This is a genomic window from Micromonospora sp. NPDC047187 (assembly GCF_040643355.1).
GTDB lineage: Bacteria > Actinomycetota > Actinomycetes > Mycobacteriales > Micromonosporaceae > Micromonospora > Micromonospora salmantinae.
The window spans coordinates 78,009-103,925 of the sequence record NZ_JBEYUF010000023.1; the positions used below are offsets into that span (position 1 = coordinate 78,009).

General features: G+C 70.6%; 24 protein-coding genes and 2 tRNA genes. 16 read left to right on the forward strand and 10 right to left on the reverse strand.

Features of this window, described 5'->3' with window-relative positions; genetic code table 11:
* Positions 1 to 15: 15 nt before the first annotated feature.
* Together ABZ794_RS27455 and pepN are read right to left on the reverse strand one after the other, a co-directional pair.
* A complete protein-coding gene (locus ABZ794_RS27455) occupies positions 16 to 579 on the reverse strand; it encodes a Uma2 family endonuclease (protein ID WP_210786055.1) in 564 nt (187 codons plus the stop codon).
* Positions 580 to 662: 83 nt separating this feature from the next.
* Positions 663 to 3,212, reverse strand: coding sequence for an aminopeptidase N (gene pepN, locus ABZ794_RS27460; RefSeq protein WP_210786054.1), 2,550 nt, complete (start codon positions 3,210 to 3,212; stop codon positions 663 to 665).
* A gap of 221 nt (positions 3,213 to 3,433) precedes the next feature.
* Between pepN and ABZ794_RS27465 the strand changes: the two genes are divergently transcribed.
* The 4 genes from ABZ794_RS27465 to ABZ794_RS27480 all read left to right on the forward strand — a co-directional run bounded on the left by ABZ794_RS27465 (position 3,434) and on the right by ABZ794_RS27480 (position 6,601).
* Positions 3,434 to 4,060, forward strand: a complete 627-nt coding sequence (locus ABZ794_RS27465; RefSeq protein WP_210786053.1) for a disulfide bond formation protein DsbA — start codon at positions 3,434 to 3,436, stop codon at positions 4,058 to 4,060.
* 181 nt (positions 4,061 to 4,241) lie between these two features.
* Positions 4,242 to 4,757 (forward strand): hypothetical protein, encoded by a 516-nt coding sequence (locus ABZ794_RS27470; RefSeq protein ID WP_210786052.1) that lies wholly within the window; start codon positions 4,242 to 4,244, stop codon positions 4,755 to 4,757.
* 89 nt (positions 4,758 to 4,846) lie between these two features.
* Entirely contained in the window at positions 4,847 to 6,046 is a 1,200-nt protein-coding gene (locus tag ABZ794_RS27475) for a DUF1015 family protein (RefSeq protein WP_145789636.1), read from the forward strand.
* An 87-nt stretch (positions 6,047 to 6,133) separates the two neighbouring features.
* Positions 6,134 to 6,601 (forward strand): ribose-5-phosphate isomerase, encoded by a 468-nt coding sequence (locus ABZ794_RS27480; RefSeq protein ID WP_210786051.1) that lies wholly within the window; start codon positions 6,134 to 6,136, stop codon positions 6,599 to 6,601.
* An 11-nt stretch (positions 6,602 to 6,612) separates the two neighbouring features.
* On the opposite strand, the gene ABZ794_RS27485 is transcribed toward ABZ794_RS27480, so the two are convergent.
* Positions 6,613 to 6,954 (reverse strand): hypothetical protein, encoded by a 342-nt coding sequence (locus ABZ794_RS27485; protein WP_210786050.1) that lies wholly within the window; start codon positions 6,952 to 6,954, stop codon positions 6,613 to 6,615.
* Between the two features lie 138 nt (positions 6,955 to 7,092).
* On the opposite strand from ABZ794_RS27485, the gene ABZ794_RS27490 reads away from it, so the two are divergent.
* Positions 7,093 to 7,638, forward strand: coding sequence for a hypothetical protein (locus ABZ794_RS27490; protein WP_112623012.1), 546 nt, complete (start codon positions 7,093 to 7,095; stop codon positions 7,636 to 7,638).
* A 165-nt stretch (positions 7,639 to 7,803) separates the two neighbouring features.
* Here the strand turns inward: ABZ794_RS27490 and ABZ794_RS27495 are convergent, their stop codons facing one another.
* A complete protein-coding gene (locus ABZ794_RS27495) occupies positions 7,804 to 8,070 on the reverse strand; it encodes a hypothetical protein (protein ID WP_357518239.1) in 267 nt (88 codons plus the stop codon).
* Between the two features lie 70 nt (positions 8,071 to 8,140).
* Entirely contained in the window at positions 8,141 to 8,905 is a 765-nt protein-coding gene (locus tag ABZ794_RS27500) for a methyltransferase domain-containing protein (RefSeq protein ID WP_357518241.1), read from the reverse strand.
* A 130-nt stretch (positions 8,906 to 9,035) separates the two neighbouring features.
* Between ABZ794_RS27500 and ABZ794_RS27505 the strand changes: the two genes are divergently transcribed.
* The 3 genes from ABZ794_RS27505 to fxsT are packed head-to-tail and all read left to right on the forward strand — an operon-like array spanning position 9,036 to position 13,681.
* Positions 9,036 to 9,452 (forward strand): CU044_2847 family protein, encoded by a 417-nt coding sequence (locus tag ABZ794_RS27505; protein WP_357518243.1) that lies wholly within the window; start codon positions 9,036 to 9,038, stop codon positions 9,450 to 9,452.
* Between the two features lie 57 nt (positions 9,453 to 9,509).
* Positions 9,510 to 10,484, forward strand: coding sequence for a trypsin-like peptidase domain-containing protein (locus ABZ794_RS27510; RefSeq protein WP_357518245.1), 975 nt, complete (start codon positions 9,510 to 9,512; stop codon positions 10,482 to 10,484).
* On the forward strand, positions 10,481 to 13,681 hold the full coding sequence (gene fxsT, locus ABZ794_RS27515) for an FxSxx-COOH system tetratricopeptide repeat protein (protein WP_357518247.1): 3,201 nt from the start codon (positions 10,481 to 10,483) through the stop codon (positions 13,679 to 13,681). The genes ABZ794_RS27510 and fxsT overlap by 4 nt, the downstream gene beginning before the upstream one ends.
* A 39-nt stretch (positions 13,682 to 13,720) precedes the next feature.
* Here fxsT and ABZ794_RS27520 read toward each other — a convergent pair whose 3' ends face one another.
* The 3 genes from ABZ794_RS27520 to ABZ794_RS27530 form a co-directional block, all read right to left on the reverse strand.
* A complete protein-coding gene (locus tag ABZ794_RS27520; RefSeq protein WP_357518249.1) occupies positions 13,721 to 14,818 on the reverse strand; it encodes an HEXXH motif-containing putative peptide modification protein in 1,098 nt (365 codons plus the stop codon).
* A gap of 86 nt (positions 14,819 to 14,904) precedes the next feature.
* A complete protein-coding gene (locus tag ABZ794_RS27525) occupies positions 14,905 to 15,099 on the reverse strand; it encodes a hypothetical protein (protein ID WP_146765853.1) in 195 nt (64 codons plus the stop codon).
* Positions 15,100 to 15,245: 146 nt separating this feature from the next.
* Positions 15,246 to 17,393 carry a M14 family zinc carboxypeptidase gene (locus tag ABZ794_RS27530; protein ID WP_357518251.1) on the reverse strand — a complete coding sequence of 716 codons (2,148 nt, stop codon included), beginning with the start codon at positions 17,391 to 17,393 and terminating at the stop codon, positions 15,246 to 15,248.
* A gap of 180 nt (positions 17,394 to 17,573) precedes the next feature.
* Between ABZ794_RS27530 and ABZ794_RS27535 the strand changes: the two genes are divergently transcribed.
* Together ABZ794_RS27535 and ABZ794_RS27540 are read left to right on the forward strand one after the other, a co-directional pair.
* Complete coding sequence (locus ABZ794_RS27535; RefSeq protein WP_210786042.1) at positions 17,574 to 18,083, forward strand: SigE family RNA polymerase sigma factor; 510 nt, start codon at positions 17,574 to 17,576, stop codon at positions 18,081 to 18,083.
* Entirely contained in the window at positions 18,080 to 18,910 is an 831-nt protein-coding gene (locus ABZ794_RS27540) for a hypothetical protein (protein ID WP_210786041.1), read from the forward strand. The genes ABZ794_RS27535 and ABZ794_RS27540 overlap by 4 nt, the downstream gene beginning before the upstream one ends.
* Positions 18,911 to 19,089: 179 nt before the next feature.
* Here the strand turns inward: ABZ794_RS27540 and ABZ794_RS27545 are convergent.
* Positions 19,090 to 19,163: transfer RNA gene (locus ABZ794_RS27545), tRNA-Gly, on the reverse strand.
* Positions 19,164 to 19,369: 206 nt separating this feature from the next.
* On the opposite strand from ABZ794_RS27545, the gene ABZ794_RS27550 reads away from it, so the two are divergent.
* The 6 genes from ABZ794_RS27550 (at position 19,370) to ABZ794_RS27575 (ending at position 25,052) form a co-directional block, all read left to right on the forward strand.
* A tRNA-Pro gene (locus ABZ794_RS27550) sits at positions 19,370 to 19,443 on the forward strand.
* A 138-nt stretch (positions 19,444 to 19,581) separates the two neighbouring features.
* Positions 19,582 to 20,928 (forward strand): trigger factor, encoded by a 1,347-nt coding sequence (gene tig / locus ABZ794_RS27555; protein WP_145789660.1) that lies wholly within the window; start codon positions 19,582 to 19,584, stop codon positions 20,926 to 20,928.
* Between the two features lie 366 nt (positions 20,929 to 21,294).
* Positions 21,295 to 21,936, forward strand: a complete 642-nt coding sequence (locus tag ABZ794_RS27560; RefSeq protein ID WP_007464111.1) for an ATP-dependent Clp protease proteolytic subunit — start codon at positions 21,295 to 21,297, stop codon at positions 21,934 to 21,936.
* Between the two features lie 10 nt (positions 21,937 to 21,946).
* Positions 21,947 to 22,609 (forward strand): ATP-dependent Clp protease proteolytic subunit, encoded by a 663-nt coding sequence (locus ABZ794_RS27565; protein ID WP_030333536.1) that lies wholly within the window; start codon positions 21,947 to 21,949, stop codon positions 22,607 to 22,609.
* Between the two features lie 209 nt (positions 22,610 to 22,818).
* Positions 22,819 to 24,114 carry an ATP-dependent Clp protease ATP-binding subunit ClpX gene (clpX, locus tag ABZ794_RS27570; RefSeq protein ID WP_112676080.1) on the forward strand — a complete coding sequence of 432 codons (1,296 nt, stop codon included), beginning with the start codon at positions 22,819 to 22,821 and terminating at the stop codon, positions 24,112 to 24,114.
* A 140-nt stretch (positions 24,115 to 24,254) separates the two neighbouring features.
* Complete coding sequence (locus ABZ794_RS27575) at positions 24,255 to 25,052, forward strand: carbon-nitrogen hydrolase family protein (protein ID WP_357518254.1); 798 nt, start codon at positions 24,255 to 24,257, stop codon at positions 25,050 to 25,052.
* A 3-nt stretch (positions 25,053 to 25,055) separates the two neighbouring features.
* Here ABZ794_RS27575 and ABZ794_RS27580 read toward each other — a convergent pair whose 3' ends face one another.
* Positions 25,056 to 25,280 carry a hypothetical protein gene (locus ABZ794_RS27580; protein ID WP_112584164.1) on the reverse strand — a complete coding sequence of 75 codons (225 nt, stop codon included), beginning with the start codon at positions 25,278 to 25,280 and terminating at the stop codon, positions 25,056 to 25,058.
* Positions 25,281 to 25,917 lie beyond the last annotated feature (637 nt).

A 25,917-nucleotide genomic window follows, 5' to 3' on the forward strand; every position in this document is an offset into this window, starting at 1 on the left:
GTGTTTCCGGGTGTCTCAGCGCGGCCAGGCGCTCGGGTCCAACCTCATCGTCCACGGCTCATCCACTGTCACCGCGTCGTCCGGACCAATGGTGCCGACCAGGTCGTAGTGCACGTCCTTGATCAGGCGGTAGCGGTAGATGATCGGGCCGAAGTCGCCTCGCTCCACACGCCAGTAGTGCGGAATCCCCGCTTCGGCGTAGAGACCGGGTTTGGTGAAGCGGTCATGCCGGCGGCTCGTCGGCGACTCCACTTCGACAACGAGACTGACGCCTTGCGGTTGATGCCAACGCACACCACGTGGGGTGTTTGGCTTCAGCACCGTCACATCCGGAATCAGGTTGCCCGACGGCAGCCCCAGCCCGATCTCACGAATAATCCGCCATCCATCTGGTGCCGCAGCCCCGATAGCCGTCCGAATGCTGTCGGCCAGCTCGTGGTGATCGTCGTCGGCCGGTGGGGTCACGTGCAGGCTCCCGTCGATGATCTCGTAGCGGTTCCCATTATCGGGAAGGTTGAACAGGTCCTGCTCGCGCCACGCGCGCGCAACGGGCCGCCACTCGTCGGTCGGGTGTGCCATCACGTCCACCTCCTCCCGCCACGATAACGTTCGGGGCCGGCGCGGGCTCACACCCACGCCGGCCCCGGACCGGGCAACGCCGCTCAGGCGCTCTCGGCGTCCTTCGCGCGGGCCTTCAGCGCCCGCACCACACCGTCGCGGCCCTCGGCCACCAGTCGACGCAGCGGGGCCGGGTGCCCGTCACCGGCCAGCCACGCGTCGGTGGCCGCCACCGTGTCGTCCTCCACCAGGTAGGTCGGGTACGCCAGCTGGGCGAACTCCTGCGCCGGCTCGCTGTCCCGGGTGGCCCACACCTGCCCGACCGCCGCGAAGTACCGCTCCCGGTACGGGGCGACCAGCTCCACCTGCGCCGGGTGGGCGAAGCCCTGCAACAGCGCCCGGTGCCGCCAGTTGGGCAGCGCGTCCGGGCCGGTGAGCAGGGCCCACACGGCGGCCTTGTTCTCGGCCGTCGGCATCAACGCGTGCGCGTAAGCGGCTTCCCGCTCGCCGCTGGCCGTGCGGTCGCCGCTCAGCTCCGCCTCGATCTCGGCGGTCCCGGCGGCACCGTTCGCCACCAGCGCGGCGAGGACCGACCAGCGCAGCTCGGTGTCGACGGTCAGCCCGGCCGGCATGCCGGTGCCGTCCAGCCAACCGCGCAGCGTGGCCAGGTCTTCCGCTGAGCGGACCGCCGAGGTGAACGCACGGGCCCAGGCCAACTGGAACCCGCTGCCGGGCTCGGCGGCAGCGAGTGCGTCGCGGGCGGTACGGGCCAGGTCGGCCCAGCCGGTCGGCGCCCAGGCCGGGTCGGCGTACAGGGTGAGCGCGGTGGTCGCCTGCCGCAGGGTGGCGGTGACCAGGTTGATGTCGGTCTCCGCGGGCAGCCCGCTCAGCGTCAGCGCCACGTAGTCGCGGGCGGACAGCTCGGCGTCGCGGATCATGTCCCAGGCGGCGGTCCAGCAGAGCGCGCGGGCCAGCGACGAGTCGAAGCCACCGATGTGCTGCACCACTGTCGCCATCGAGCGCTCGTCGAGGCGCAGCTTGGTGTAACTGAGGTCGTCGTCGTTGAGCAGCAACACGTCGGCCGCCCGGACGCCGCGCAGCGCGGCAAGATCCGTGTGCTCGCCGGTCACGTCAACCTCGTACCGCTCCCGACGGACCAGCCGTCCGTCGGTCAGGTCGTACAGGCCCACGCCGATGCGGTGGGTCCGCAGCGTCGGGTACGCCGCCGGGGCCTCCTGCCGCACCAGCACCTGCTCGTACGTGCCGTCGGCCCCGATGGTCACCTCCGGGCGCAGCGTGTTGACCTGCGCGGTCTCCAACCACTGCGCGGCGAACTTGCGCAGCTCCCGCCCGGATGCGGCCTCCAGCTCGGTGAGCAGGTCGTCGAAGGTGGCGTTGCCCCAGGCGTGCTTGCCGAAGTAGGCCCGCAGCCCGGCCACGAACGGCTCCTCACCCACGTACGCGACGAGCTGCTTGAGCACGCTCGCGCCCTTGGCGTAGGTGATGCCGTCGAAGTTGACCTCCACGGCCTCCATGTCCGGCATCTCGGTGTAGACCGGGTGGGTGGAGGAGAGCTGGTCCTGCCGGTAGCCCCAGTTCTTCCGGATGGACAGGAAGGTCGTCCACGCCTCGGTGAACCGGGTCGCGTTGGTGTTGCACCAGTGGCTGGCCCACTCGGCGAACGACTCGTTCAGCCACAGGTCGTTCCACCAGCGCATGGTGACCAGGTCACCGAACCACATGTGGGCCAGTTCGTGCAGGATCGTGTTGGCCCGCTGCTCGTACTCGAAGTCGGTGACCTGCGAGCGGAACAGGTAGTGCGACTCGGCGTGCGTCACGCAGCCGAAGTTCTCCATCGCGCCGGCGTTGAAGTCGGGCACCCAGAGCTGGTCGTACTTCGGCAGCGGGTAACGCACGTCGAACTTCTCGTGGAAGAAGTCGAAGCCCTGCTTGGTGATCAGGAACAGGTCGTCGGAGTCCAGGTACTGTGCCATCGACGCCCGGCAGAACACCCCCAGGTCGATGCCGTCGTGTGCGTCGCGCACCTCGTGGTACGGCCCGGCGCACATCGCCGTGATGTAGGTGCTCATCCGGGGCGACTCGGTGAAGTGCAGCGTCTTGAGCGCCTCACCCGCCGGCTCCTCCCGCTGCACCGGCATGTTGGAGACCGCCCGCCAGTGCGCCGGCACTGTGACGTGCCAGGTGTAGACGCTCTTCAGGTCGGGCTGGTCGAAGCAGGCGAACACCCGCTGCGCGTCGGCCGTCTCGAACTGGCTGTAGAGGTACGTCTCGCCGTCCACCGGGTCGACCGTCCGGTGCAGACCCTGGCCGCTGTTGGAGTAACCGAAGTCGGCGTCGACCACCAGGACGTTGTCGCTGTCCAACCCGGACAGGGTCAGGCCCTTGTCGGCGGACCAGTCGGCGAGGTCGACGGGTGTGCCGTTCAGCGTCGCGGACCGCACCGACTCGGCGGCCAGCTCGATGAAGGTGCTCGCGCCCGGTTCGGAGCAGCGGAACCGGACCTCGGTCGTCGACCTGAACGTGCGGCCGTCGGCCGCCAGCACGGCGCTGGACAGGTCCAGACTGATGTCATACCCCGTCACGTTGAGCAGGCGTGCCCGCTCGGTCGCCTCGACCTGCGTCAGGTTGCGCACTCCCGGCACTGTTCGTCTCCATCCCACATGTCGCCGTACGCCCGGCGGCGCCCGTTCGCCTACCGCTCGTGACGGCTGGCCCGATTCGAGTCTTCCATGTACGGGCAGCCCGCGGTGGCCGAGGTCACGCTCTCATTCGGGTGCCGGCTGATGCGCTGCGGGGTGAGGATTCTCCTGAGACGCCGACCTGTCGGCGTCACCCGTCGTGAAGGGATCTCACAGTGACCGAACGTGTCACCGCCGACATGTGGTTCGACCCGGCCTGCCCGTGGGCGTGGATCACCTCCCGCTGGCTGCTCGAGGTCGAGCAGATCCGGGATGTGGACATCCGCTTCCACGTGATGAGCCTGGCCGTGCTCAACGACGGCCGGGACGAGCTGCCCGAGGACTACAAGGAGTTCCTGAAGACCGCGTGGGGCCCGGTGCGGGTCTGCATCGCCGCCGAGCAGCTGCACGGCAATGACGTGTTGCGCCCGCTCTACACCGCGCTCGGCACCCGGATCCACCTGCAGAAGCAGGAGCGGGGTCCGGAGCTGTACGTGGCCGCGCTCACCGAGGCCGGCCTCGACCCGGCACTGGCCGCGGCCGCCGACAGCACCGACTACGACGAGGCGCTGCGGGCCAGCCACGAGGCGGGCATGCGCCCGGTCGGGCAGGACGTGGGCACTCCGGTCGTGCACGCGCCCGGCCCGGACGGCACCCCGGTCGCGTTCTTCGGCCCGGTGATCACTCCGGCTCCGAAGGGGGAGGCCGCCGGCCGGCTCTGGGACGGCGTGCTGCTGGTCGCCGGCACCCCGGGCTTCTACGAGCTCAAGCGCACCCGCGAGCAGAGCCCAATCTTCGACTGAGCGACGACCGCCGCGCACCCGTCCGGGCTTCGTCAGTGGCGCGGACGGGGGCGTTTCTCGTGGGGTGCCGAGGTCGGCGGAGGGTCGTGGCGTCACCGGGAGGCGGGCGGCGTCGTTTCCCTCGGTGTCCGCCGCAGCGACCCGCAGGGCCGCACGCCGCAGTTCGTGGAGGCAAATCCCGATGGCCAAGCACCGTGCGTCCGGTGACGATCAGTTGACCCGGCAGGGGGTGATCGAGACTCCCGGCGCGGACTACTGGTCCGTTGACGACTCCCGCTGGCCGACGGTCCGCCCGGACCTGCCCGCCCACCTGGTGGATCTACTCGCGCCGCCCATCGTGGTGGGCGTGGCCCGGGTCCCGGTGACCTCCCGGCTCACCCCGCCCAGGGCGGTCGACCCACTGCCGTCGTCCGCCGGCGCGGTGCCGACCGACGCGCCGGCGCTGGTGCCGTCGGGGGCAGCACCGGCCGAACCGGCTCCTCCGCCGCCGGCGCCGGCTCCTCCGCGCCCGGTGCCGACGCCGCCGCTGAGCCCGCGGCCCGTTCCCACACCGCCTCCCGACCGTCCCGTGCCGGGGCCGCCCGCGTCGCCTCGCCGCGCCCTGAACACCGGGCCGATCGGGGCCGGTCGGCGTGGCAACGGTGGGCCGCTGAGCGCGGGTAGGCACCGCCGAGGCACCTCAGACCGCGCCGGCTGACCGGCCGGGCCCCACCGGGCGCTTTCATCTGGTGGACGCCCCGCGGGTCCCCGTCGGCGGCGACACCGTCGCCGGTAGCGTCAGTGGGCATGACGGTCGTGCATCCGATCACCCGGGCCTGGGTCACCACTGGCGGCACCGGCGCGCAAAACTACGACGAGTTCGCCGACGACGCGGAGATCACCGCGATCATCGAGTCGAACCCGCACAGCGCTCTCGGCATCGAGATGCCGCACCGCGCCCCGCAGAGCCTGGGCAGGTCGTTCCTCGACGCGCTGCCGGACGCGGTGGCCCGCCTCGCCGAGGCCAAGGCCGACGGCAGTTACACCCCCGCCGAGCAGGTGGTGGTGCTCTACCGGATCAGCGCACCCGGCGAGGAGCCGGCGTACGGGCTGTTCGCGATGGTGGACACCGACCAGATCTCCACCCGGGCAGACGAGCCGGGCCTGGTCATCCGCAACGAGGACGTCTTCATCGCCAAGGTGCGCGAGCGGGTTGCGCTGGCCGACGCGCTGGGCCACCTGCTCTCACCCGTACTCCTGCTCCAGACCGGGCGTGGTGACGAACTGCACGCCGCGCTCGCGGCGGCGACCGACACGGCCGGTGCGCCCGCCGCGACGGACACCGACCAGGCGGGTCGCACGCACGCCATCTGGCTGCTCGGCCCCGGCCCGGAGCAGGCCACGCTGACCGCTCTCGCCGGCGGCGGGGACCTGGTCGTCGCGGACGGCAACCACCGCAGCCTGGCCGCCCAGACCGGCGGGCTGCCCCGCTTCCTGGCCGTGGTCACCACCCCCGCGTCGGTGGCCATCCAGCCGTACAACCGGCTGGTCAGCGAGCTGACCACCACCCCGGCCGAGCTGCTCGACCGGCTGCGGGCCGCGGGCGCCGAGGTCGAGCCGATCGACGGCCCGGTCGAGGTCCCGGCTGCCGGCGGCACCGTGCACCTCCGCCTCGACGGCCAGGGGTACGCGGTGCGCCTGCCCGCCACCGCCTCCGCCCGCCTGGAAAACCTGGACCACGCCCTGGTCGAGCGGCTGGTGCTGCGCGACGCGCTCGGTCTGGACCCGGGCGACAAGCGGATCACCTACGTCGGCGGTGACTACCCGGCGAGCTGGCTCACCGGTGAGGTCGACGCCGGGCGGGCCGAGTTGGCCATCCTGATCGCGCCGGTGACCGTGGCGGATTTCGTCGCTGTCAACCTGGCCAGGGAGAAGATGCCCCGCAAGAGCACCTGGTTCACCCCGAAGGCGCGCGGCGGTCTGGTCGTCGCCGAGCTGCCGCGTTGAGCGTCATCCTCACGACCGTGTGACGAACCCGGCTCGGGGACGCCGCCCCTGTGACGTCCCCGAGCGCGGCCTGACAGACTGCCCGGTATGCGCGTCTACCTGGGATCCGATCACGCCGGTTTCGAGTTGAAGGTGCACCTGGCCAACCACCTGGCCATGCAGGGCTACGACGTGGTCGACGTCGGCCCGCACAACTACGACCCGGACGACGACTACCCCACGTTCTGCCTGCACACAGGCGACCAGGTGGTGGCCGACGAGACGGGCCTCGGAGTGGTCATCGGTGGCTCCGGCAACGGTGAGCAGATCGCCGCGAACAAGGTCGTCGGCGTCCGCGCCGCGTTGGCCTGGAGCGTCGAGACCGCTCAGCTGGCCCGCCAGCACAACGACGCGAACGTGGTCGCCATCGGTGCCCGCCAGCACACGCTGGACGAGGCGACCGGCATCGTCGAGGCGTTCCTGAACACGCCGTTCTCCGGCAACGAGCGGCACGCTCGTCGGATCGCCCAGGTGGCCGAGTACGAGCGGACCCGGAAGCTGCCGGACCTGCCCTGACTGTGCGGCGCTCAGCGCGGCGAGCGGGGCAGCTCCTCGCGGGGCACCCAGTTTCGCCGGACGACCACCACCCGGGCTTCCGCCTCGGCCAGGTCGTCGTCGGTGGGACGGGCCGCGTCCCGGGCCCGTAGCGCGGCGCTCAGCCCCACCTGGGACGAGCCGGAACCGACCAATCCGCGCAGCCCCCGCTCGCCGTCGCGCTCGTCGCCGCCCGTGTTCCTGCGTCGCGGCGGCGGCTCGTCACCGTCGTGCACGCCCGGCGTGCTGACCGTCGGGCCGTCCGCACCCGGTCTGGCCGGCTCGGTGTCGGAGTGGTGGCGCAGGCGTCGCCGTCGTCGGTCGGGGTCACCCATCAGCCGACCGTACCCTGGCGGGGTTCGATCCGGCACCGTCGTGGGCCGCGCGTCCCGGCCGGGGTCGGCGACCGATTTGCCGGCTGGCTACCCTCGAATCAAGGCGGTGCTGTTGCCGTCGGTCAGGGGGAGGACGAGATGGCAGACCAGACGCAGCCGTGGGCGGAGCGGACCGTGGAGGTGCCACCGCAGGCCGGCGTCGGGGTGCCGCCGCAGCGTGACGGGTTCCGCCGCGGGGTCGCTCCGGTGGGTGAGCCTCGCACTCCGCGGACGGAGCCGTTCCCGGTGGTCGAGCAGGAGCCGACCGGCACCGGTTGGCCCGGCGAACCGGTGCCCCGCCGCTCGCTCAGCTCGCGGATGGCGCAGCTGCGGCGCGGCGGTGAGTGGAGCGCCGCGGCAGGCCTTTTCGCGTTCGTGTGTTGGGGGATCTGGGCGCTGTCGGGCCAGGGTGACCTGAGCGGCCCGCTGCTGGTGCTGGTGCTCAGCCTGCTGGTGGCGGTCGGCCTGTTCGCCCTGTTCCGGCTGGTCGGCCGGGTGGTGCTGGAGCGGCAGCTGGGCCGGGTCCGGCGCAGCGCCCGAGGTGCGCACCTGGCGACGGCGGTGTTCCTCGTCGGCCTCGGGGTGGCGTGGCTCCAGCAGACCGAGTGGGTCGTCTCGGCCTGGAACTGGATCTCCTCGAACTGACCGGGCGTGCACGGGCGGGCCGGTCCAGGACCGCCCACCCGTGCACCCGGTCGTCTCCCCACCAGGCAAGGTCGCTGCTTACCCGGCCGGCCGCGGTTCATCCGTGGCCGGCCGCTCCGACCGGTACCTCGTTCGTGGGCTTGCGTGATCCCGATGGTGCGGCGGTCAGTGGGTGCCGCCGTGCCCCTCGGCGTCGGCTCGGGGCGACGCGACCCGGGCGGCCGGATCCTCGACGCCGGGCTCGCCGCCGTCCGGGGCGACCGCCCCGTCGTAGTTGTAGATCGGTCGACCATCGTCGTGCTGCTTGGTGGTCTTGATGTAGCGGTGCATCAGGCCGTCGATCTCCACCTCGACGAGTGCCTCGTTGCCGGTCTCGTGGGTGCTGCCGTCTCGGGGGCCGCCCACCAGGTGGGCAGTGGTGTTCGTGTCCATGGACGGGCCCTACCCGCCAGGCGCCAGGCGGAAACGGTCGACATCCGGCCAGCGGCGCCGGCGCGTTCGCTCAGTGCTCGGGCTTGTGCGCCCGGACCAGGATGCGCTGGGCGTGGGCCACGAACGGACCGTGGTGGCGGATGTGGTCGTGCAGATCGGCGAGCCGGGCCCGGTAGCGGTCCACGGTGAAGTCCGGCACCGTCCAGATGACCTTGCGGAGGAAGTGCACCACCGCTGCCACGTCGTTGAAGGTGGTCGGCAGCGCTTCGTGCCGCAGCTCGTCGATGACCAGGCCGGCGGCTCGCGCGTCGGCGGCGGCGCGGGCCGGGCTGCGTTCGTCACTGATCTCGCGGGGACCGGTGAGGAACTGGGCCAGCTCCCGGTTCGAACCGGGGCCGATCTGCTGGGCCAGGTACCGCCCGCCGGGAGTCAGCACCCGTGCGATCTCGTCCCAGAGCACGACGTTGGGATGCCGGCTCACGACCAGGGCGAACGTCTCGTCGGGAAACGGGAACGGAGCGTCCTCGGCAACGTCGACCACCCGCACGCCGCGCGGTTCGAGCGCGCGTCGGGCCAATCGGAGGTTGGGCGGCCAGTGTTCGGTGGCCACGGTCACCGGTGGGAACGCCGGCACCTCGGAGAGCACCTCGCCGCCGCCGGTCTGGATGTCCAGTGCGGCGCGGGCCACCCTCATCTGGGCCGCCATGAGCTTCAGATAACCCCAGGACGGCCGCTGTTCGGTCGCGCGGCCGTCGAACCAGGAGAAGTCCCAACCGTCCACTGATGCGTCGGCGCCTTCGCGGAGCAGATCCTGGAAGGTCGCCGTGTCCTGCATTGCGTCAGGCTGACAGGCCGCAGTGGTGATGGCAAGCAGATGTGTCCCGTGTCGGCGCAGGGTGCACGCAATGACTCCTGTCAGTGATCTGACACCAATTCCGAACGATCTTTCGGCGAGAATTTGTCACGTGGCGGATCTCCTTCGTTCCGAGACTGATCAGGGCGTCCTCCTCGTCGAGGAGCACGCCGGCACCGATCTGGAACGAGTCGGTCTGCTCGACCGGATCCGCCCCGCCCGGCAGACGCTGGAAACGGCACTGGCCCACATCAAACCCGCGCTCGACGCGGCGCTGGGCGTGGTCCGGGGAGTGGCGGTGCGTCCCGACCAGGTGGAGGTCGAGATCGGCGTCACCCTCACCGCGGAGGCTGGTGCCGTCGTCGCCCGCACCAGCGCCCAGGGCCACCTCAAGGTCAAGCTGATCTGGACCTCGCCCGTCCCCGCGCTGCCGTCGCCGGCTGAGGACGGGGCCGCCGCGCAGGAGAACGCCGCGCAGGAGAACGCCGCGCAGGAGAACGCCGCGCAGGAGAACGCCGCGCATGACTGACCGCAGCACCGGCCGTCGGCCGCCGGCCGTCCTGGTCGAGTGGTTGGCGGAGCACGGATGACCGGCACCCGGTCGCTCGCCGGCCGGGTGCGGATACTCGGTGGCCACTCCTCGTCGGTCGTCGGCGCCGGCATTCAGTTGACCGGTGACCTGGTGTTGACCTGCTGGCATGTCGTCGATGACGGCACCGAGGCCAGCCCGCCCGGGGTGCTCGTCGACACACCGAGTCACCCCGGCACCCGGGTCGCCGCCGAGGTGACCTGGTCGCGGGGTGTCGGCCCGGCGGGCGACGGCGACCTGGCGGTCCTGCGCTGCGCCACACCGCTGCCGTCCGCCCCCGCCACCCTTGCCGATCGTGGCGACGACGAGTTCGACGTGCGGATCGTGGGTTTTCCGGCCAACACCCCGGCGTCCGTCATGGTGCTGGCGCGGGCCGTCGGTCCGGTCGACGCGGGCACCGGATGGCGTCAACTCGACCGAATCTCCCCTGCCACTGCCGGAATCGACAGGGGGTTCAGTGGTTCCGGGGTGTACGCGCCGGACGGCGCCGTGGTGGGCATGGTGCTGGCCCGCGCGAGCGTCGGCCAGCAGTTGGTCGGCTGGATGTTGCCGGTGGGGCAGTGGCGTGCCCTGCTGCCGCCCGGCCTGCTGGCACCTGCCCTGCTGCCGTCCGGCCCGCTGGCGGCCGTCGCCCGGGCGACGCGCCGGCCGGCACCCGCGCCGCTCTCATTCGCGCAAAAGATGGCGTTGGCCCGACTGCTGGAGGAAATCCCGGTACTCCGGCACCCCGACAGCCGTCAATTGGTCATTCAGTCGCTGCCATCGCACATCAGTCGGATGGTGAATCCATTCGGGCCATTGGGTCTCGACATGTTCGGCCTGATTCGGACGGGCTTAGAATACGAGGACGGGATCGCGGCTCTCTATCGCGTCCTGCTGTTGACGGAAGGGCCGGCGAGTAGGCCACTGCGGGCCTTCCGTGACCTTGCCGAGAGCCTCGGTCTGCTGACGGGTACGGAGGACAATCGGTGACGACGCCCCGGATGCCGAGCGCTCAGGTGCAGGCCATCTGCGACGCGCTGCTGTCGATGAGTTCGATCAACGACGGGAACACCCGGGCCCTCTACCTCGACGAGGTCGAGGGAGAGCTGCGCAAGCCACTGTCGGTGCCCCGGCACTCCGAGGTCCGGTACGACGTCTACCGCATCGTGCGCGCCTGCGCGCAGGAGCCCCGGGGCATGTCGACGCTGTTGCAGGTGATCGGCAACCTCCACCCGGGTGCCGGCGCGGTCACGTCCGCCCAGCAGATCTACCTCTCCTGGCTTCTCGCGCAGTTGCTCACGGACGTCCCGCCCGAGGTGGTGACCGGAGCCGTCGCGGCGGTCGCGGATCATCCACTGTCACCGGAGGACCTGCCCGGCCTGGTGGAGGCCGTCGGCTGGCAACCGGTGGGTGACTGGCAGGTCCCGGCCGCCGTGGCGCTGGCGGGCCTGGTCATCGCCGGCCTCGAGTCGGACGGCAAGCCGTTCGAGCAGTGGTTGCGGGATGCCGCGGCGGCTCTGCGGCTCACCACCGCCGACCTCGACGACATGCGCGTGGCTGCGAAGGCGCACTGGACGTCGCTACGATCCCCGCACCAGGCGGCACCGGCCGAGGCCGGTGGAGAGGAACCTGAATCCGACATGCGCAGGACGATCATCATCGAGGAGACGACGCCCCAGCGATCCCGAACTCTCATCCGGGGCGGCGTCCCACCGCGCAACCTGTACTTCACCGGCCGGGAGAAACAGCTCGTCGCGCTCGACGAGCTTCTGTCGGCACAGCACCGGGCCTCGGTGCTGCCGGAAGCGGCGCTGCGCGGTGTCGGTGGGGTCGGCAAGACCCAGCTCGCTGTCGAGTTCGCCTACCGGTACGCGGACCGTTACCAGCTGATCTGGTGGATGCCCGCCGAGGATCTCAGTGCGCTGCGTACCTCGATCGCGGCCCTCGGCGAGCGGCTCGGCCTGGCCGCGAGCGCCAGCCTGGAGCAGACCGTGCGGACGGTCCTCGACTCGCTGTCGACGAGTTCGCTCAGTTGGCTGCTGGTCTACGACAACGCCGACGACCCGCACGAGCTGGCTCCGCTCATGCCCTCGTCGAACCTCGTCGGCGAACGCGGCCACGTCCTCGTCACGTCGCGGAACATGGCCTGGTCGGCGAGCGCACTGACCCTGGACGTCGACGTGTTCACCCGAGCCGAGAGCGTGGAACTGCTGCTCAAGCGGCGTCCCGAGACCAGCCCTGACGACGCCCGCCGGCTCGCCGCCGAACTTGGCGACCTGCCACTCGCCCTGGAGCAGGCCGTCAGTTGGCTGCTCACCATGCTGTCGTCGGTCGACGAATACCTTGTCGACCTCAAGGAACACGCCCGGGAGTTGCTGGGTGAGGGGCAACCCCGGCAGTACCGGGGCACCGTGTTGACTGTGGTGTCGATGGCGCTCGCCGCGGTACGCGAGCAGAATCCCGCCGCCGCGCAGCTGATCCAGCTACTCGCCTTCCTCAGCCCCGACCCGGTCCCGATGCGCCTGCTCTGGGAGGGGCGCCGCGCCGGGTTGGACGAACCGTTGCGCACCAGCCTCCAGGAGCGCAACGACATCGCCCGGGCCATCCGGCAACTGGCGTCGCTCGGGCTCGCGAAGGCGGACAACGCCAGCCGGCACGTACAGGTGCACCGACTGGTGCAGGCGGTCATCCGGGAGGGGCTCGCCGAGCAGGGCGACGACAGCCCGCTGACGAACGCCCGCCGGCTGCTGGCCGCCGCCAACCCGGGTTTCCCCGACGACCGGAGCACCTGGCCCCGCCACGCCGACATCGCGCCACACGTCCGCGTCGCCGGTCTGATCCACGGTGACCTCGACGCCCGCCGGACGGCGATGGACCAGTTGCGCTACATCTACAACCTGGGTGACTTCGAAGGCTGTCGGGACTTCGCGGAGGAGATCCTGGCGGCCTGGGACCAGCCCGGTCCAGACGGCCAGCGCAGCGGCGATCCGCTGACCCTGCTGGCGATGCGACGGTACGCGGACGCCCTGCGGCTGCTCGCCGACCCGCGCGCGGCCGCGTTCGGCCTCGAGGCGCTGGAGCGAATGCGGACGAGCCTCGGCGAGGAACACGAGTACACCCTGGGTGCGGCGAACAGCGTCGGCGCGGATCTGCGGCGGATCGGCGACTTCGCGGGCGCTGCCGACCTGGACCGGCGCAACCTCGACGTGCACCGCCGGGTGCTCGGCGACGGGCATCCGAGCACGCTGCGGGTGATGAACTCGATGGCGATCAACCTTCGCCTGAGCGGTGACTTCGAAGGGGCGTACGAACTCAACCTCGAAGTGGCGCGGCACGCCGGTGCGGCGGCGGAGGACGGCACCTATGCGCTGGTGCTGGCCCAGGAGGCCCAGGCGCGTGATCTCTACCTCCTGGGCCGGTACGCCGACGCGCTGGAACTGCTGGACAGCTCCCTGCCGGTGCAGCGGTCGTTGCTGGGCGCGGAGCACCTCACAGTGCTGCGCGCCACCTGCATCCACATCGCCTGCCTCCGCAAGACCGGGCGGCTCGACGCCGCCGTGACCGAGGGCGCGGCCAACTACCGGCTGGTGACCCGCCGCTTCGGGACCGATCATGTGCTGGCTGCGGAGGCGGGCATGACCTGCGCCAACGCCATGCGCGCGGCGGGCGACGCGACCCAGGCGTACGCCCTGGCCTCCCAGGGGCACGCCACCTTCCGCGCCGTCTTCGGGGAGCGGCATCCGGTCACGCTCTGCGCTGCGGTCAACCTCGGGGTGATCCTGCGGGCTCGCAACTTCGACCGTGAGGCGCGGGAGTTGGGCGCGGCCACCTTGCAGGCGATGGGCGAGGCGTTGCCGCCCACCCATCCGTACCTGCTGAGCGCGCGCACCGCGCAGGCGATCAACCTGGTCCGGTCGCACCGGCTGGAGCAGGCACAGGTGCTCTCCGAGACGATCCTCGAGGATTCGCGTCGCCTGCGTGGGCCGGGGCATCCGTACACGCTCTACTGCGCGGTGAACGCGTCGGTCGATCTGATCGAGGTCGGCGAGGAGGCTCGGGGCCGCGAGCTGCTCGACGAGGCCGCCGGGGCGCTGGAGGCGTTGTTCGGGCCGGACCACCCGGAGGTGGACGCCGCGCGGGGTCAGCGGCGCATCGAGTGCGACATCGAGACCGTCGGGCTGACCTGACGCCTCGCCCACCGGCGGCCGTCGTGCCGAGCCTGGGGTTCATCCGGTGGTGATCGTCGGTCGGTGGGCGCGCTCGGCCTCCGCCACATCCCGCCGCCCGGCGGCGTCGACGGACGCCGGGACCGGCACGGCGGCCAGCCTGCCGATCCGTCCGGCCAGGCGATCTGCCCAGAGCTGCCCGGCCGAGGTGAGACTTCCGGCCCGGGCGAGCTCGACCAGGGCGCGCTCCAACTGCGCCCGTACCACAGCGAACCGCGCGGTGGCCTGGACCGCCAGTTCCGGATGGGCCCGCAGCGCGGCCCACACCTCGGCGACGGCGGTGAACGCGTAGGTGCCGTGCAGCAGCCCGCCGATCGGACGCGGGTCAGGACGCCAGGGCGCGAAGTACCGCACCGGGTCGGCGGGTTCGTGCAGCTGGACCAGGCCGAGGACAGCGTTGAGTTTGCTGTGTTGCAGCTCGTGCACCATCGTCACGGCCAGATCCACCGGGTCGAGGTTGGCGTCGGCGGCCAACGCTCCGAAGGCGTCGGCGTGCGTGACACTGTGCCCGCGCTCGGTGCCGTCCGCCAACGGTACGAAGGTGCTGATCCCGGCGGCCACCTCGGCGGCGTGCGTCGGGGCGTACCCGACGAGCAGGTGCCAGGCGTGCCCGACGGACCGTTCCAGCTCCGCGGCCTGCGGTGTGGAGAGCCGGGCGGCGACCGGTAGCCCGAAGCAGTCGCGGTAGGGGTCCAGGTCGTCGACGCGGAGGTCGAGGGTGACCGACTGGTCGGTGAAGCGCCACCAGCGGGTGGGCGTCCACTGGCGCCCGGTCAGGTCGGCCGGCGTCACAGTTGTGGTGCCGCGTCGGCGCAACACCCCGAGGCCCGGCACGGGCACCAGGCCCGCACGCGGCGTGACCGGCACCGCCGCGTCCGGCCGACCGCTGAGGGCGGCCGCCGCGAGCGCCGCGAACGGAAGGTAGTCGGGTCGGTCGGTGGCGCCGCGCCGGACCCGATCGACCGCCCAGACAGCCAGCCACGGATGATCGAGCAGCACGTCCGCGGCGGCCGGGTCGAGGCGGTGGGCGTGGCCGAGCAGGTGCGCCGACGTCGCCAGGGCGTCGTCGGTGTCGGCGAGGCTCTTGAGGACGAGCATCGTGCGGTTGCGTTGCGCGCGCCGCAGAGCGCGGATGGCAGCCGGGCCAGCTTGGCCGTCGGCCAGGCGGGTGAACTCCGAGCGGGTCAGCTGGAGTCGGCGCCGGGATCGAGGAAGCTGTTCCAGCCGGCCAGCGTCGTCTGCCGGGGACTCTTCAGTGTCGCGACCAGTTCCTCGATCCATCGGGCCAGTTCCGGATCCTCGTCGCGTAGCAGGTGGCTCAGACCCTGCGTCAACACGTCGACCACAACGAGGTGATCAGGTGCGGGTTGCTCAGTCATCGATGTCCCGGGTCGGCGCAGGCGTGCTGACATGAAAACACGTCAACGTCTGTGATCACCATCGGCTTACCGTCCGTCACCCAGGGTCGCGGGTCATGGGCCGTACCGCCGCCGGTGGCAGCCGGCGGCGGTACGGAACCCGCGGGTCAGCCGGCGGCCGCCTCGGCGGCGGCGTAGTCGCGGGCCACCCGGACCATTTCCACCAGCCCGCCGGCGTACTCCTGGGATTCGCCGTGCGCCTCGTCGAACGGCGGCTGGAAGCCGACGCCCTCCCACTGGTTGGTCGCCGGGTTCCACCGGTCGTTGCCGACCTCGAAGTCCCAGGCGAAGATGCCCAGCTCGTAGTAGAGCTGGTCGGCCGAGTTGCCGGCGGCCGAGTAGAGAACGTCGGCGACCGGTCCGGTCTGCGACGGCCAGGTGACGGTGCCGCGCTCCTGGGCGATGGCGCCGACGATCCGCCGGGCGCTGTTGAGGAACAGCGTCGACTCGTCGATCGACGGTCGCGGCAGGGTGACCCTGCCGTCGGCCCGGTACGCCCCCGGCGGCCACATGAAGTACCCGCCGTAGGAGTGCACGTTCATCGCGAACTTGATGTTCGGGTGGTCCTGAGCGAGGGCGATCACGTTGCCGCTCTCCGCCTCGGACAGCTCGGCGGTGCCCGCGTAGGTGCCGGACAGGCAGTTGGCGCTGGCGCCCACGTAGCCGTCGAAGTACGACCCGACGGTGTAGTTGCGGTTGATGTCGACGCCCCACGAGGTGCGGTTCTTCGGGTCGCGGGCCGCCCCGGTGCAGTGGTTGACGAGGTTCTTGCGCTGGAAGTTGAAGTCGTTGAACGAGTAGTTCGCGCCGTCCGGGTTGACCATCGGGATGACGAAGATGTCGACCTGCTCCAGCAGCTCACGGGTGGCCGGGTCGGTCCGGGCGTTGGCCAGCATCCGCTCGGCGAACTCCAGCGTCACCAGCGGGGTGGCCCACTCCCGGGCGTGTTCCTGGGAGTACGCGAGCACCCCGACCCGGGAGCCGTCCCGGTGTACGCCGAGGCGCAGCGCCTGCACCGTCCACGGCCGTGCCGGCACCTCGGTGCCCTGGAGGCCGTCGTCGAGTCGGGTGGGGCCGGCGACGGGCATCGGCAGCCCGGCCGAACCGTCCTCGACGGTGGCCCGGAACCGGTCCGGTTGACGGGCGTTGATCGCCGCCGCGACCTCGTCGGTGGTGCTCACCGTCCTGCCCGCGGTGTCGGTGGCCAGTGACACGGTGAGGACACGGTCGCGGTAGCCGACGGTCAGTGGCCGGTTGGCCCGGCCCGGGTCGACCGTCCGTACCTGTACGCCGTTCATGTTCTGGTCGCCGAAGCGGACCGACTCGACGACCAGGGCGGCCACTGCCGGGTCGCCCAGGTAGCCGGCGGCGGTGCGTCGGTATCCCTGGGTCTTGTTCGGCAGGTCGATCACGTCCACCAGGTCCCGGTACTGGCGGGCCAGCCGCTTCATCCGCGCCTGGATGTCCACCGGCGTCAGGTACGCGTCGATGAAGTCCTTCTGGTAGCCGGCCGGAAGCGGCGGCGGCGAGGCGTTCGGCCAGAGCGCCGGGGTGACCGCCCGGCTGACCCCGCCGAGGCTGGAGGTGGCGGTCAGCTGAACCGGTCGGCTCGGCACCGGCTGGGGGAGCGCGTAGTGGTACTGGTACTCGCCGGAGTCCTCGAACCGGTACAGCGGGAACGAGCCGGTGACGCCGTCCGCCGTGCGCCAACTGACGGTGATCTCCACGTCCGGGTCGTCGGTGGCGGTGGTGGCCACCTGGGCCTGCAGGAAGGTCTGTCCGGTAGTGGTCCACCAGTACGCCTGCTGCACCTGGAGGGTGTCCACCGCGGTGGCGGCGGTGGACCGCTGGCCTGCGGCCGGCGCCCGCAGCCCGGCGGCGGTGCGGGCCTGAGCCGCGCGGACGCTGTCGGCGTAGTGCCGGTTGCCGTCCCCGGCGCGTTGCACGATCTGCAGGGCCGTCGCGCCCTGCGCGGTCAGGTCGCCGAGCTGCGCGCCGCTGAGCACCAGGTCGGCGATGATCCGGCCGTCCCGCGTCCGGGGCCGGTTGGCCAGGTCCGCGCTGGTGGCGACGAGCCGGTCCAACTGGGCCTGATCGCGCAGCTGGACCCGGACCACTGCGGTTTCGGTGGCGCTCAGAGCGATCGGGGCGGCCGGGTCGGCGGGTGCGGCCGTTCCGGAAGCGGGATGGGACAACACTGCGCTGAACAGGATCACTGTGGTGGCGGCAGCTGTCCACCGTCGTCGGACGATCATGTGCCCTCCTGTGACGGACGTCGATGTGTTTGGTCCTTACACCAGTGCACGGATCGACACCTGTCAAGGCGTCCTTCGCGCCCTTGCCGGCGTTGATCCCGTGACATGTCCGCGAGATCCGGAGCAACCCCCTGGGGCAGACCCCGCGTGACTAACTCGAAACGGGGATCGGAGGCCTGAATGAGCGATCGCGACGAGGCGTTCGCCGAGTACTTCGCGGCACGGTCCGGTGCCATGCGCGGCACCGCGTACCTGCTGTGCGGCGACTGGCACCGTGCCGAAGACCTGGTCCAGACCACGTTCGTCAAGCTCTACCGGGTCTGGAACCGGATCTCCCGGCACGAGGTGCTCGACAGCTACGTGCGCCGGATCCTGATCCGGACCTTCCTCGACGAGCGCCGCCGCGGCTGGTGGCGGCGTGAACGGGTGGGTGGGGAGGACGCCGAACAGGTGGCCCCGCCCGACTCGCCGGAGAGCCGACTGGTGCTGTTGCAGGCGCTGACCCGGGTGGCGCCGCGTCAGCGGGCCGTGCTGGTTCTGCGGTACTGGGAGGACCTGTCGATCGAGGACGTCGCGGCGCTGCTGGAGTGTTCTCCAGGGACGGTGAAGAGCCAGGCGGCACGCGGGCTCGACACCTTGCGCGGCCTCCTGACCCCCACGTACAGCGGGATCGAGATGGGGGAGCGATGAACGAGCAGGAGTTGCGCGAGGGGCTGCGCAGCGAGATGGCGGGGACCACCCCGCCACCACCATTGAGTACGACAGCCGCGCTCGGCGCGGCACGGCGGACGCGCTTCCGTCGACGCGCGCTGTGGGCGTCCCTCGGATCGGCGGCTGTCGTGCTGGCCGTCACCGGCTTCGCGGCCGTCGCCACCCCGGGCGGCCACGTCTACCAACCGGCGGGTCAGGGGCCGCTGGCTTCTCCGGACACCAAGGAGCCGTGGCCGACCGGGCCGGACGGGCAACCGCAGGAGGACCGGACCGCGCGGGCCGGGTCCAGGTACGAACAGGGAGCTCACCTGCTCAGCGAGGCTGTCTCGGTCATACCCTCCGGCTACACCGCGCCGGAGGACCCGTCGAGCCAGTCCGTCGAGGAGCGGACGCTGCGGACCCACCAGTCGCAGTTCGAGGACAAGGTGGACGGCGTCGACGTGTGGAGTTACTCGTCCTCGGTGGCCGTCGCGCAGGGCGAGGGCACCGGCCGCGTGATCGTCGAGGTGCACGCCGCCGGCAACCAGCTGCCGACCGAGCCGTGCGACCTGGCCCAGAAATTCTGGGGCATGCGGGGCGAGTGTCAGGTCGAGACCGTCGGAGCTTTGCGGGTCGGCGTGGTGGTCCGACCGGGCAGCGACGATCGGCTCGACCAGTGGTCGGCGTACCGGCACCCGGACGGTGTGGTGGTCTTCGTGGCGCAGGGCGTGCGGTTGGACGAGAGCCGGCCGGCGTTGACGAAGCTGCCGTTCTCCGTGCCGCAGTTGGCGGCTCTCACTGTCGACGAACGGTTCCACCTGAAGTGACACGCGACTCGGCCTCGCCGAGTGGGTCCAGGTGCCGCCACCGTGCGGTCCACCTGGGCCCTGCTGTGTGTCGACGCCCGCAGCGACCGCCCGGCATCCCGGCGGGTGGGCGGACCGCAGCGGCCCGTGCGCCGAGTCCTGTACACCAAAGAGCCCTCACGACCTGGGCCGGAGGGCGTTGGAGCGGGCGACGAGAATCGAACTCGCGTAGTCAGTTTGGAAGACTGAAGCTCTACCATTGAGCTACGCCCGCGTGCATCCCGCCGAAACAGGACGCGCCTACAGCGTACCCAATGTCGACGCCCGACGCGTAACCGCGTCGCCGCCGACGCGGCGGCGCCCTGGGGATCTCGGCGACACGTGGGCGGAGCGGAATGGTAATTTTCGGGTGATCTGTCCGGGTGGGGCATGCCCCGGCACCGACTGAGGCGCGGCGACGGCATAGACTGCACGTCGCCACGGGGTGTGGCGCAGCTTGGTAGCGCACTCGCTTTGGGAGCGAGGGGCCGTGGGTTCAAATCCCGCCACCCCGACTGTCGTCCGCGGCCGGGCCGCCCCGGGTGCCGCCCAGTGCGGTCCCCGGGCGATGCCGGAGCGTCAGGCCGGCTCGCCTACACTCGATGGGCTGAATCACGCCCAGACTCAACTGAGATCCGTCAAGGAGTACGCCTGTGAAGAGCACCGTCGAGACTCTGAGCCCGACGCGCGTGCGGCTCGCCATCGAGGTGCCGTTCGTCGAGCTCGAGCCGAGCCTCAAGAAGGCGTACCGGGAGATCGGTTCGCAGGTCCAGGTTCCGGGCTTCCGCCGGGGCAAGGTGCCGACCGCGGTGATCGACCAGCGGGTGGGCCGGGGCACCGTCCTCAACGAGGCGGTCCAGGAGGCCATCCCGGAGAACATCCTCGCCGCTGTGCGCGAGCACGACCTGAAGACGCTGGGGCGCCCGGAGGTCGAGATCACCGAGTTCAACGACGGTGACTCGCTGAACTTCACGGCCGAGGTCGACGTCCGCCCGGAGATCACCATCCCGGACGCGAGCACCATCGAGGTGACCGTCGACGAGCTGCAGATCGACGAGAGCGAGATCGACGAGCAGGTGAAGAACCTGCGGGAGCGTTTCGCGACCCTCAAGACCGTCGAGCGGGCCGCCGCCGAGGGCGACTACGTCCAGATCGACCTGAACGCCACCGTCGACGGCGAGGACGTGCCGGGCGGCCAGGCGAGCAACATCTCCCACGAGGTGGGCAGCAAGCAGCTCCTGCCGGGCCTGGACGAGGCAGTTGTCGGCCTCGCCGCCGGTGACGACACCACCTTCACCACCCAGCTGGTCGGCGGCGACTTCGCCGGTCGGGACGCCGACGTGGCGGTGACTGTGCGCACGGTCAAGGAGAAGGAGCTGCCGGAGCTGAACGACGAGTTCGCCCAGATGGCGAGCGAGTTCGACACGATCGAGGAGCTGCGCGGCGACCTGCGGTCCCGGGTCACCCAGGGCAAGCAGGTCGAGCAGATCTACGCCGCTCGGGACAAGGCCCTGGCCCAGCTCGTCGAGGCCGCCGACATCCCGGCCCCGGAGGGTGTCGTCCGCGAGGAGGTCGAGAGCCGCAAGCAGGCGATGGTCGACCAGCTGGAGCGGATCGGCGCCTCGATGGAGGAGTACCTCGCGGCCGAGGACAAGACCGAGGAGCAGATCGACGCCGAGCTGACCGAGGCGGCGACCGAGGGCGTCAAGGTGCAGCTCCTGCTGGACACGCTCGCCGACGCGGAGGACGTGCAGGTCTCCGACGACGAGTTCGGGCACGAGATCGTGCACCGGGCGCAGCGCGCCGGGATGGCCCCGCAGCAGTACTACGACCAGCTGGTGCGCTCCGGCGCGGCCGCAGCGGTCTTCGGCGACGTGCGGCGGGGCAAGGCGCTCGCTGCCGTCATGGAGAAGATCACGATCAAGGACTCGGCCGGCAACGGGATCACCCTCGACGCCCTGCGCGCCGCCAACGAGGCGGAGCACAACCACGACCACTGATCGTCGGGTGCGGCCGCCGTGGGGGCGGGTGCGGGCGGGGGGGCGGCGGGCGACACGTCGAGGGAGCAGCGCGCGGGAGACGAACACGCGAGAGGACACCCACCCCCCCCCCCCCCGCGGGGGGGGGGCGCCGCCCGCGCCCGGGCCCCCCCCCCCCGGCGGCCGTTTCCCTTTCCGGGCACGCCCGGGCGGTAAGCACTGCCGGGTACGCCCGAGCAGCAAGCACTGCCGGGTACGCCCGGAAGCCCGCGCCGCGGGTACGCCCGACACAGCTGCGCTGAGAGCGAACACTGCCCCGACCGGGACTCTGCCGCCCCGCACAGCGGTTAGTGTCGGGAAAGACGGTACGGAGAGCGAAGGGCTGCCATGACCGACATGCACATCCCCAAGAAGTCGCTCCGGGCGATTGACGCGCGCGGTGGCGACTCCATTGGCAACCTCGACGACTCGGTCTACAACCGGTTGCTCAAGGAACGCATCATCTTCCTGGGCAGTGAGGTGACCGACCAGGTCGCCAACCGCATCTGCGCGCAGCTGCTGCTGCTCGCCGCGGAGGACCCGGACCGCGACATCAACCTGTGGATCAACTCGCCGGGTGGCTCGGTCTACTCCGGCATGGCGATCTACGACACCATGCAGTTCATCGACAACGACGTGTCGACCGTGGCGATGGGCATGGCTGCCTCGATGGGTCAGCTGCTGCTCTGCGCGGGCACCAAGGGCAAGCGGTACGCCCTGCCCCACGCACGGATCATGATGCACCAGCCGTCCGGTGGTCTGGGCGGCACGGCGTCCGACATCGCCATCCAGGCGGAGCAGATGCTCTACACGAAGCGGATGTTCCAGGAGCGGGTCGCGCACCACACCGGCCAGAGCCAGTCGCAGATCGAGGCCGACTCGGACCGGGACCGTTGGTTCACCGCCCAGGAGGCCATGGACTACGGCTTCATCGACAAGGTGATCATCGGGGCCGCACAGGTTCCGGATGGCGCCGGGACCCTGAGCTGAGGAGCTGACGATGACCGATCTGAGCCTGCCGCCCCAGTTCGCGGCCGTGCACAACCGCTACGTGCTGCCGTCGTTCGTCGAGCGCACGTCGTACGGGGTCAAGGAGTCGAACCCGTACAACAAGCTCTTCGAGGACCGGATCATCTTCCTCGGCGTCCAGGTGGACGACGCGTCGGCCAACGACGTGATGGCCCAGCTGTTGACGCTCGAGGGCACCGACCCGGACCGCGACATCATCATGTACATCAACTCGCCGGGTGGTTCGTTCACCGCCATGACGGCGATCTACGACACCATGCAGTACGTCCGTCCGGACATCTCGACGGTCTGCCTCGGGCAGGCGGCGAGCGCGGCGGCGGTGCTGCTCTCGGCGGGCACTCCGGGCAAGCGGATGGCCCTGCCGAACTCGCGGATCATCATCCACCAGCCGGCCACCGAGGGCGGCTACGGGCAGGGCTCGGACATCGAGATCCAGGCCCGGGAGATCCTGCGGATGCGTACGCAGCTGGAGGACATGCTGTCCCGCCACTGCAACCGCCCGATCGAGCAGGTTCGCAAGGACATCGACCGTGACAAGATCATGACGGCCGAGGAGTCCAAGGAGTACGGGCTGGTCGACACGATCCTGACCAGCCGCAAGAAGGGTCTGCTGGCGGCCAACGCCGCCCGCTGAGCTGTACCGGGTCAGAGGTTGGCCGGGGCTCCGTTCCCGGCCGACCTCTGACACACCCGTTTTGGGGGTCGGAGAATGCCCCGCCAGCGGGTAACGTCGGGTCCGTACCGCTTCGCCGGTTGGGCCGGCGGCGCGAACTAAGCCGGGCGGCGCGCAACGTCCGCAGGTCAGGGCCGGGTCTCCGGCCGATGAGTGCAGGGAGAACGTAGGTGGCACGGATCGGTGACGGCGGCGACCTACTGAAATGCTCCTTCTGTGGCAAGTCGCAGAAGCAGGTCAAGAAGCTCATCGCGGGCCCAGGGGTCTACATCTGCGACGAGTGCATCGATCTCTGCAACGAGATCATCGAAGAGGAGCTGGCCGAGTCCGGCGAGGTGAAGTGGGAAGAGCTTCCCAAGCCGATGGAGATCTGCCAGTTCCTCGACACCTACGTCGTGGGCCAGGATCAAGCCAAGAAGGCGCTCGCCGTAGCGGTCTACAACCACTACAAGCGGATCCAGGCCGAGGCGGCCGGTGCGCCGGGCTCCGGCAGTGACGCCGTCGAGCTGGCCAAGTCCAACATCCTGCTGCTCGGCCCGACAGGGTGCGGCAAGACCCACCTGGCGCAGACCCTCGCCCGGATGCTGAACGTCCCGTTCGCCATCGCCGACGCCACCGCGCTGACCGAGGCGGGCTACGTGGGCGAGGACGTCGAGAACATCCTCCTCAAGCTGATCCAGGCCGCCGACTACGACATCAAGCGCGCCGAGACCGGCATCATCTACATCGACGAGGTCGACAAGATCGCCCGCAAGTCGGAGAATCCGTCGATCACCCGGGACGTCTCCGGTGAGGGTGTGCAGCAGGCCCTGCTCAAGATGCTCGAGGGCACTGTGGCCAACGTGCCGCCGCAGGGTGGCCGTAAGCACCCACACCAGGAGTTCATTCAGATCGACACCACCAACGTGCTGTTCATCTGTGGTGGGGCGTTCGCCGGCCTCGACCAGATCATCGAGTCCCGCACCGGGCAGGGCGGCACCGGCTTCGGCGCCCGACTCCGGTCGGTCTCCGACCGGTCGACCGACGACATCTTCAGCCAGGTCATGCCGGAAGACATGCTCAAGTTCGGGCTGATCCCCGAGTTCGTCGGCCGGCTGCCGGTGATCACCAACGTGCGCAGCCTGGATCGCAGCGCTCTCGTTCGGATCCTCACCGAGCCGCGCAACGCCCTGGTCCGGCAGTACCAGCGCCTGTTCGAGCTGGACGGTGTCGAGCTCGAGTTCGACGAGCCGGCGCTGGAAGCCATCGCCGATCAGGCGATGCTGCGGGGCACCGGTGCCCGTGGTCTGCGGGCCATCATCGAGGAGGTGCTGCTCTCCGCGATGTACGAGGTGCCGAGCAACCCCGACGCCGCCCGCGTGCTGATCACCCGCGAGGTCGTCCTGGAGAACGTCAACCCGACGATCGTGCCGCGTGAGTTCACCGGGCGCCGGGCCCGGCGCGACCGCGAAGAGAAGTCCGCCTGATCCTTCCCGCGTCACGCCGGCCGTTCGATCCTGAGCGGCCGGCGTGATCGTGTTCGGCGCCGTTCGCCAGTGTGACCACCACCCGTGCCGGCCAGACCGTGACGCTGTCCGTCAGAGCCCTCCAGCCGTACCCTTTGCTCATGCGTGTCGCCGTCTGCCAGCTGAACGCCAGGGACGACCGTAAGGCCAACCTGGCGGCCGCGGAGGCCCTACTGGAGCGCGCCGCCGCCGGCGGCGCGGATCTCGCCGTCCTCCCGGAGTACGTCGACTACCTGGGTCCCGCCGCTGGGCTGCCCGAGTCGGAGCCGGTCGACGGTGAGGTGGGCAGCTTCTTCGCCGGGGTCGCCCGGCGGCTCGGGATCTGGTTGGTGGCCGGCTCGTTCCACGAGGCCGGCCCAGACCCGGACCACACCTGGAACACCTCGCTGGTCTTCGACCGTTCCGGCAGCCTGGCCGCGACCTATCGCAAGATCCACCTGTACGACGTGGAGATCCCCGGTCGGGTCTCCTACCGGGAGTCGGCGAGTGTCGCGCCCGGGGTCCAACCGGTGGTGGTCGACGTCGAAGGGCTGCGGGTCGGCCTGTCGATCTGCTATGACCTGCGCTTCCCGGAGCTGTACCGGCTGCTCGCGTCCGGCGGCGGCGCGCAGCTGTTGGTGGTTCCGGCCGCGTTCATGATGCACACCGGCCGGGACCACTGGGAGGTCCTGCTGCGGGCCAGGGCGATCGAGAACCAGTGTTTCGTGGCGGCGGCCGGTCAGACCGGCGACCACGAGCCAGGTCGCACCTGCTTCGGCCGCAGCATGGTGGTCGACCCGTGGGGGACGGTCATCGGCCAGGTGCCGGACGGCCCGGGGGTCTCCGTCGTCGACCTGGACCTGGACCGGCTCGACACGATCCGCGCCGAGCTGCCCAGCCTGGCCAACCGCCGGCTCTGAACCTCAGCCCTCCAGCAGGACGCCGATCACCGCGAACCCGGCGATGGCCGCGGCGGTGACCAGCAGCGCGGTGGTCATCCGGGACCTGCCGCGTCGGGCCAGTCGTCCCACCGAGAGCACAAGTACGACCAGCACGACCGCGCCGATCACCACCTGCCAGAACGGCCCGATGAGGCCGAGCAGGGCCTCCTCGGCGAACACCCTGGCACCGTGCCCGGACTCATCCATGACTGACACTCTGGCACGTCGAGGTGGCCCGCGTCCTCGGCTGTGCCGGGGAGCCGAGGTGCTCGCGTCCTCGGCTGTGCCGGGCACCGGTGGTCGCTGTTCGCCCAAACCAGTGATGAACCCTGATTTGCCTTCTCCGAGCCGTCCGCGTAACTTTCTCTCTGCACGGGGGAGGCCGGACAAACCGGCCGAGAACGGGCACCAGGCTCGTGGCGGGAACGCCGAGCGAGACTGAGGATCGGGCGGTGCGGAACACTCCGGAAACGGGGTTGCGAACGCGGAGCCGACCGGGTAGAGTTTCGGAGCCGGCAGGAGCCGGGCGGAGAGCCGCGAAGCGGTGATCGGCCGGTCTGCGGCTTCCCACGACAGAAACGAACGTCGGTAACGACGTGCGTCATCGTGGACTCGAGCAAGCAAGACTATCCGCATTATCGGGTTGAAGCATGGCGAACCGCGAAATATCGGTTTGACACGGCGGAAACGAGCGGGTAACGTAGTAAAAGTGCCTGGCGCTGAAAGCGCCGGGTGTGGGAGCGGGAATTAGCCCCGGTTGGGGTTCCACTGTGGTGGGGCTTCTGGTCGGTGTGTGGTTGTTCTTTGAGAACTCAACAGGGTGCTTGTAAAGCCAGTGCCAATT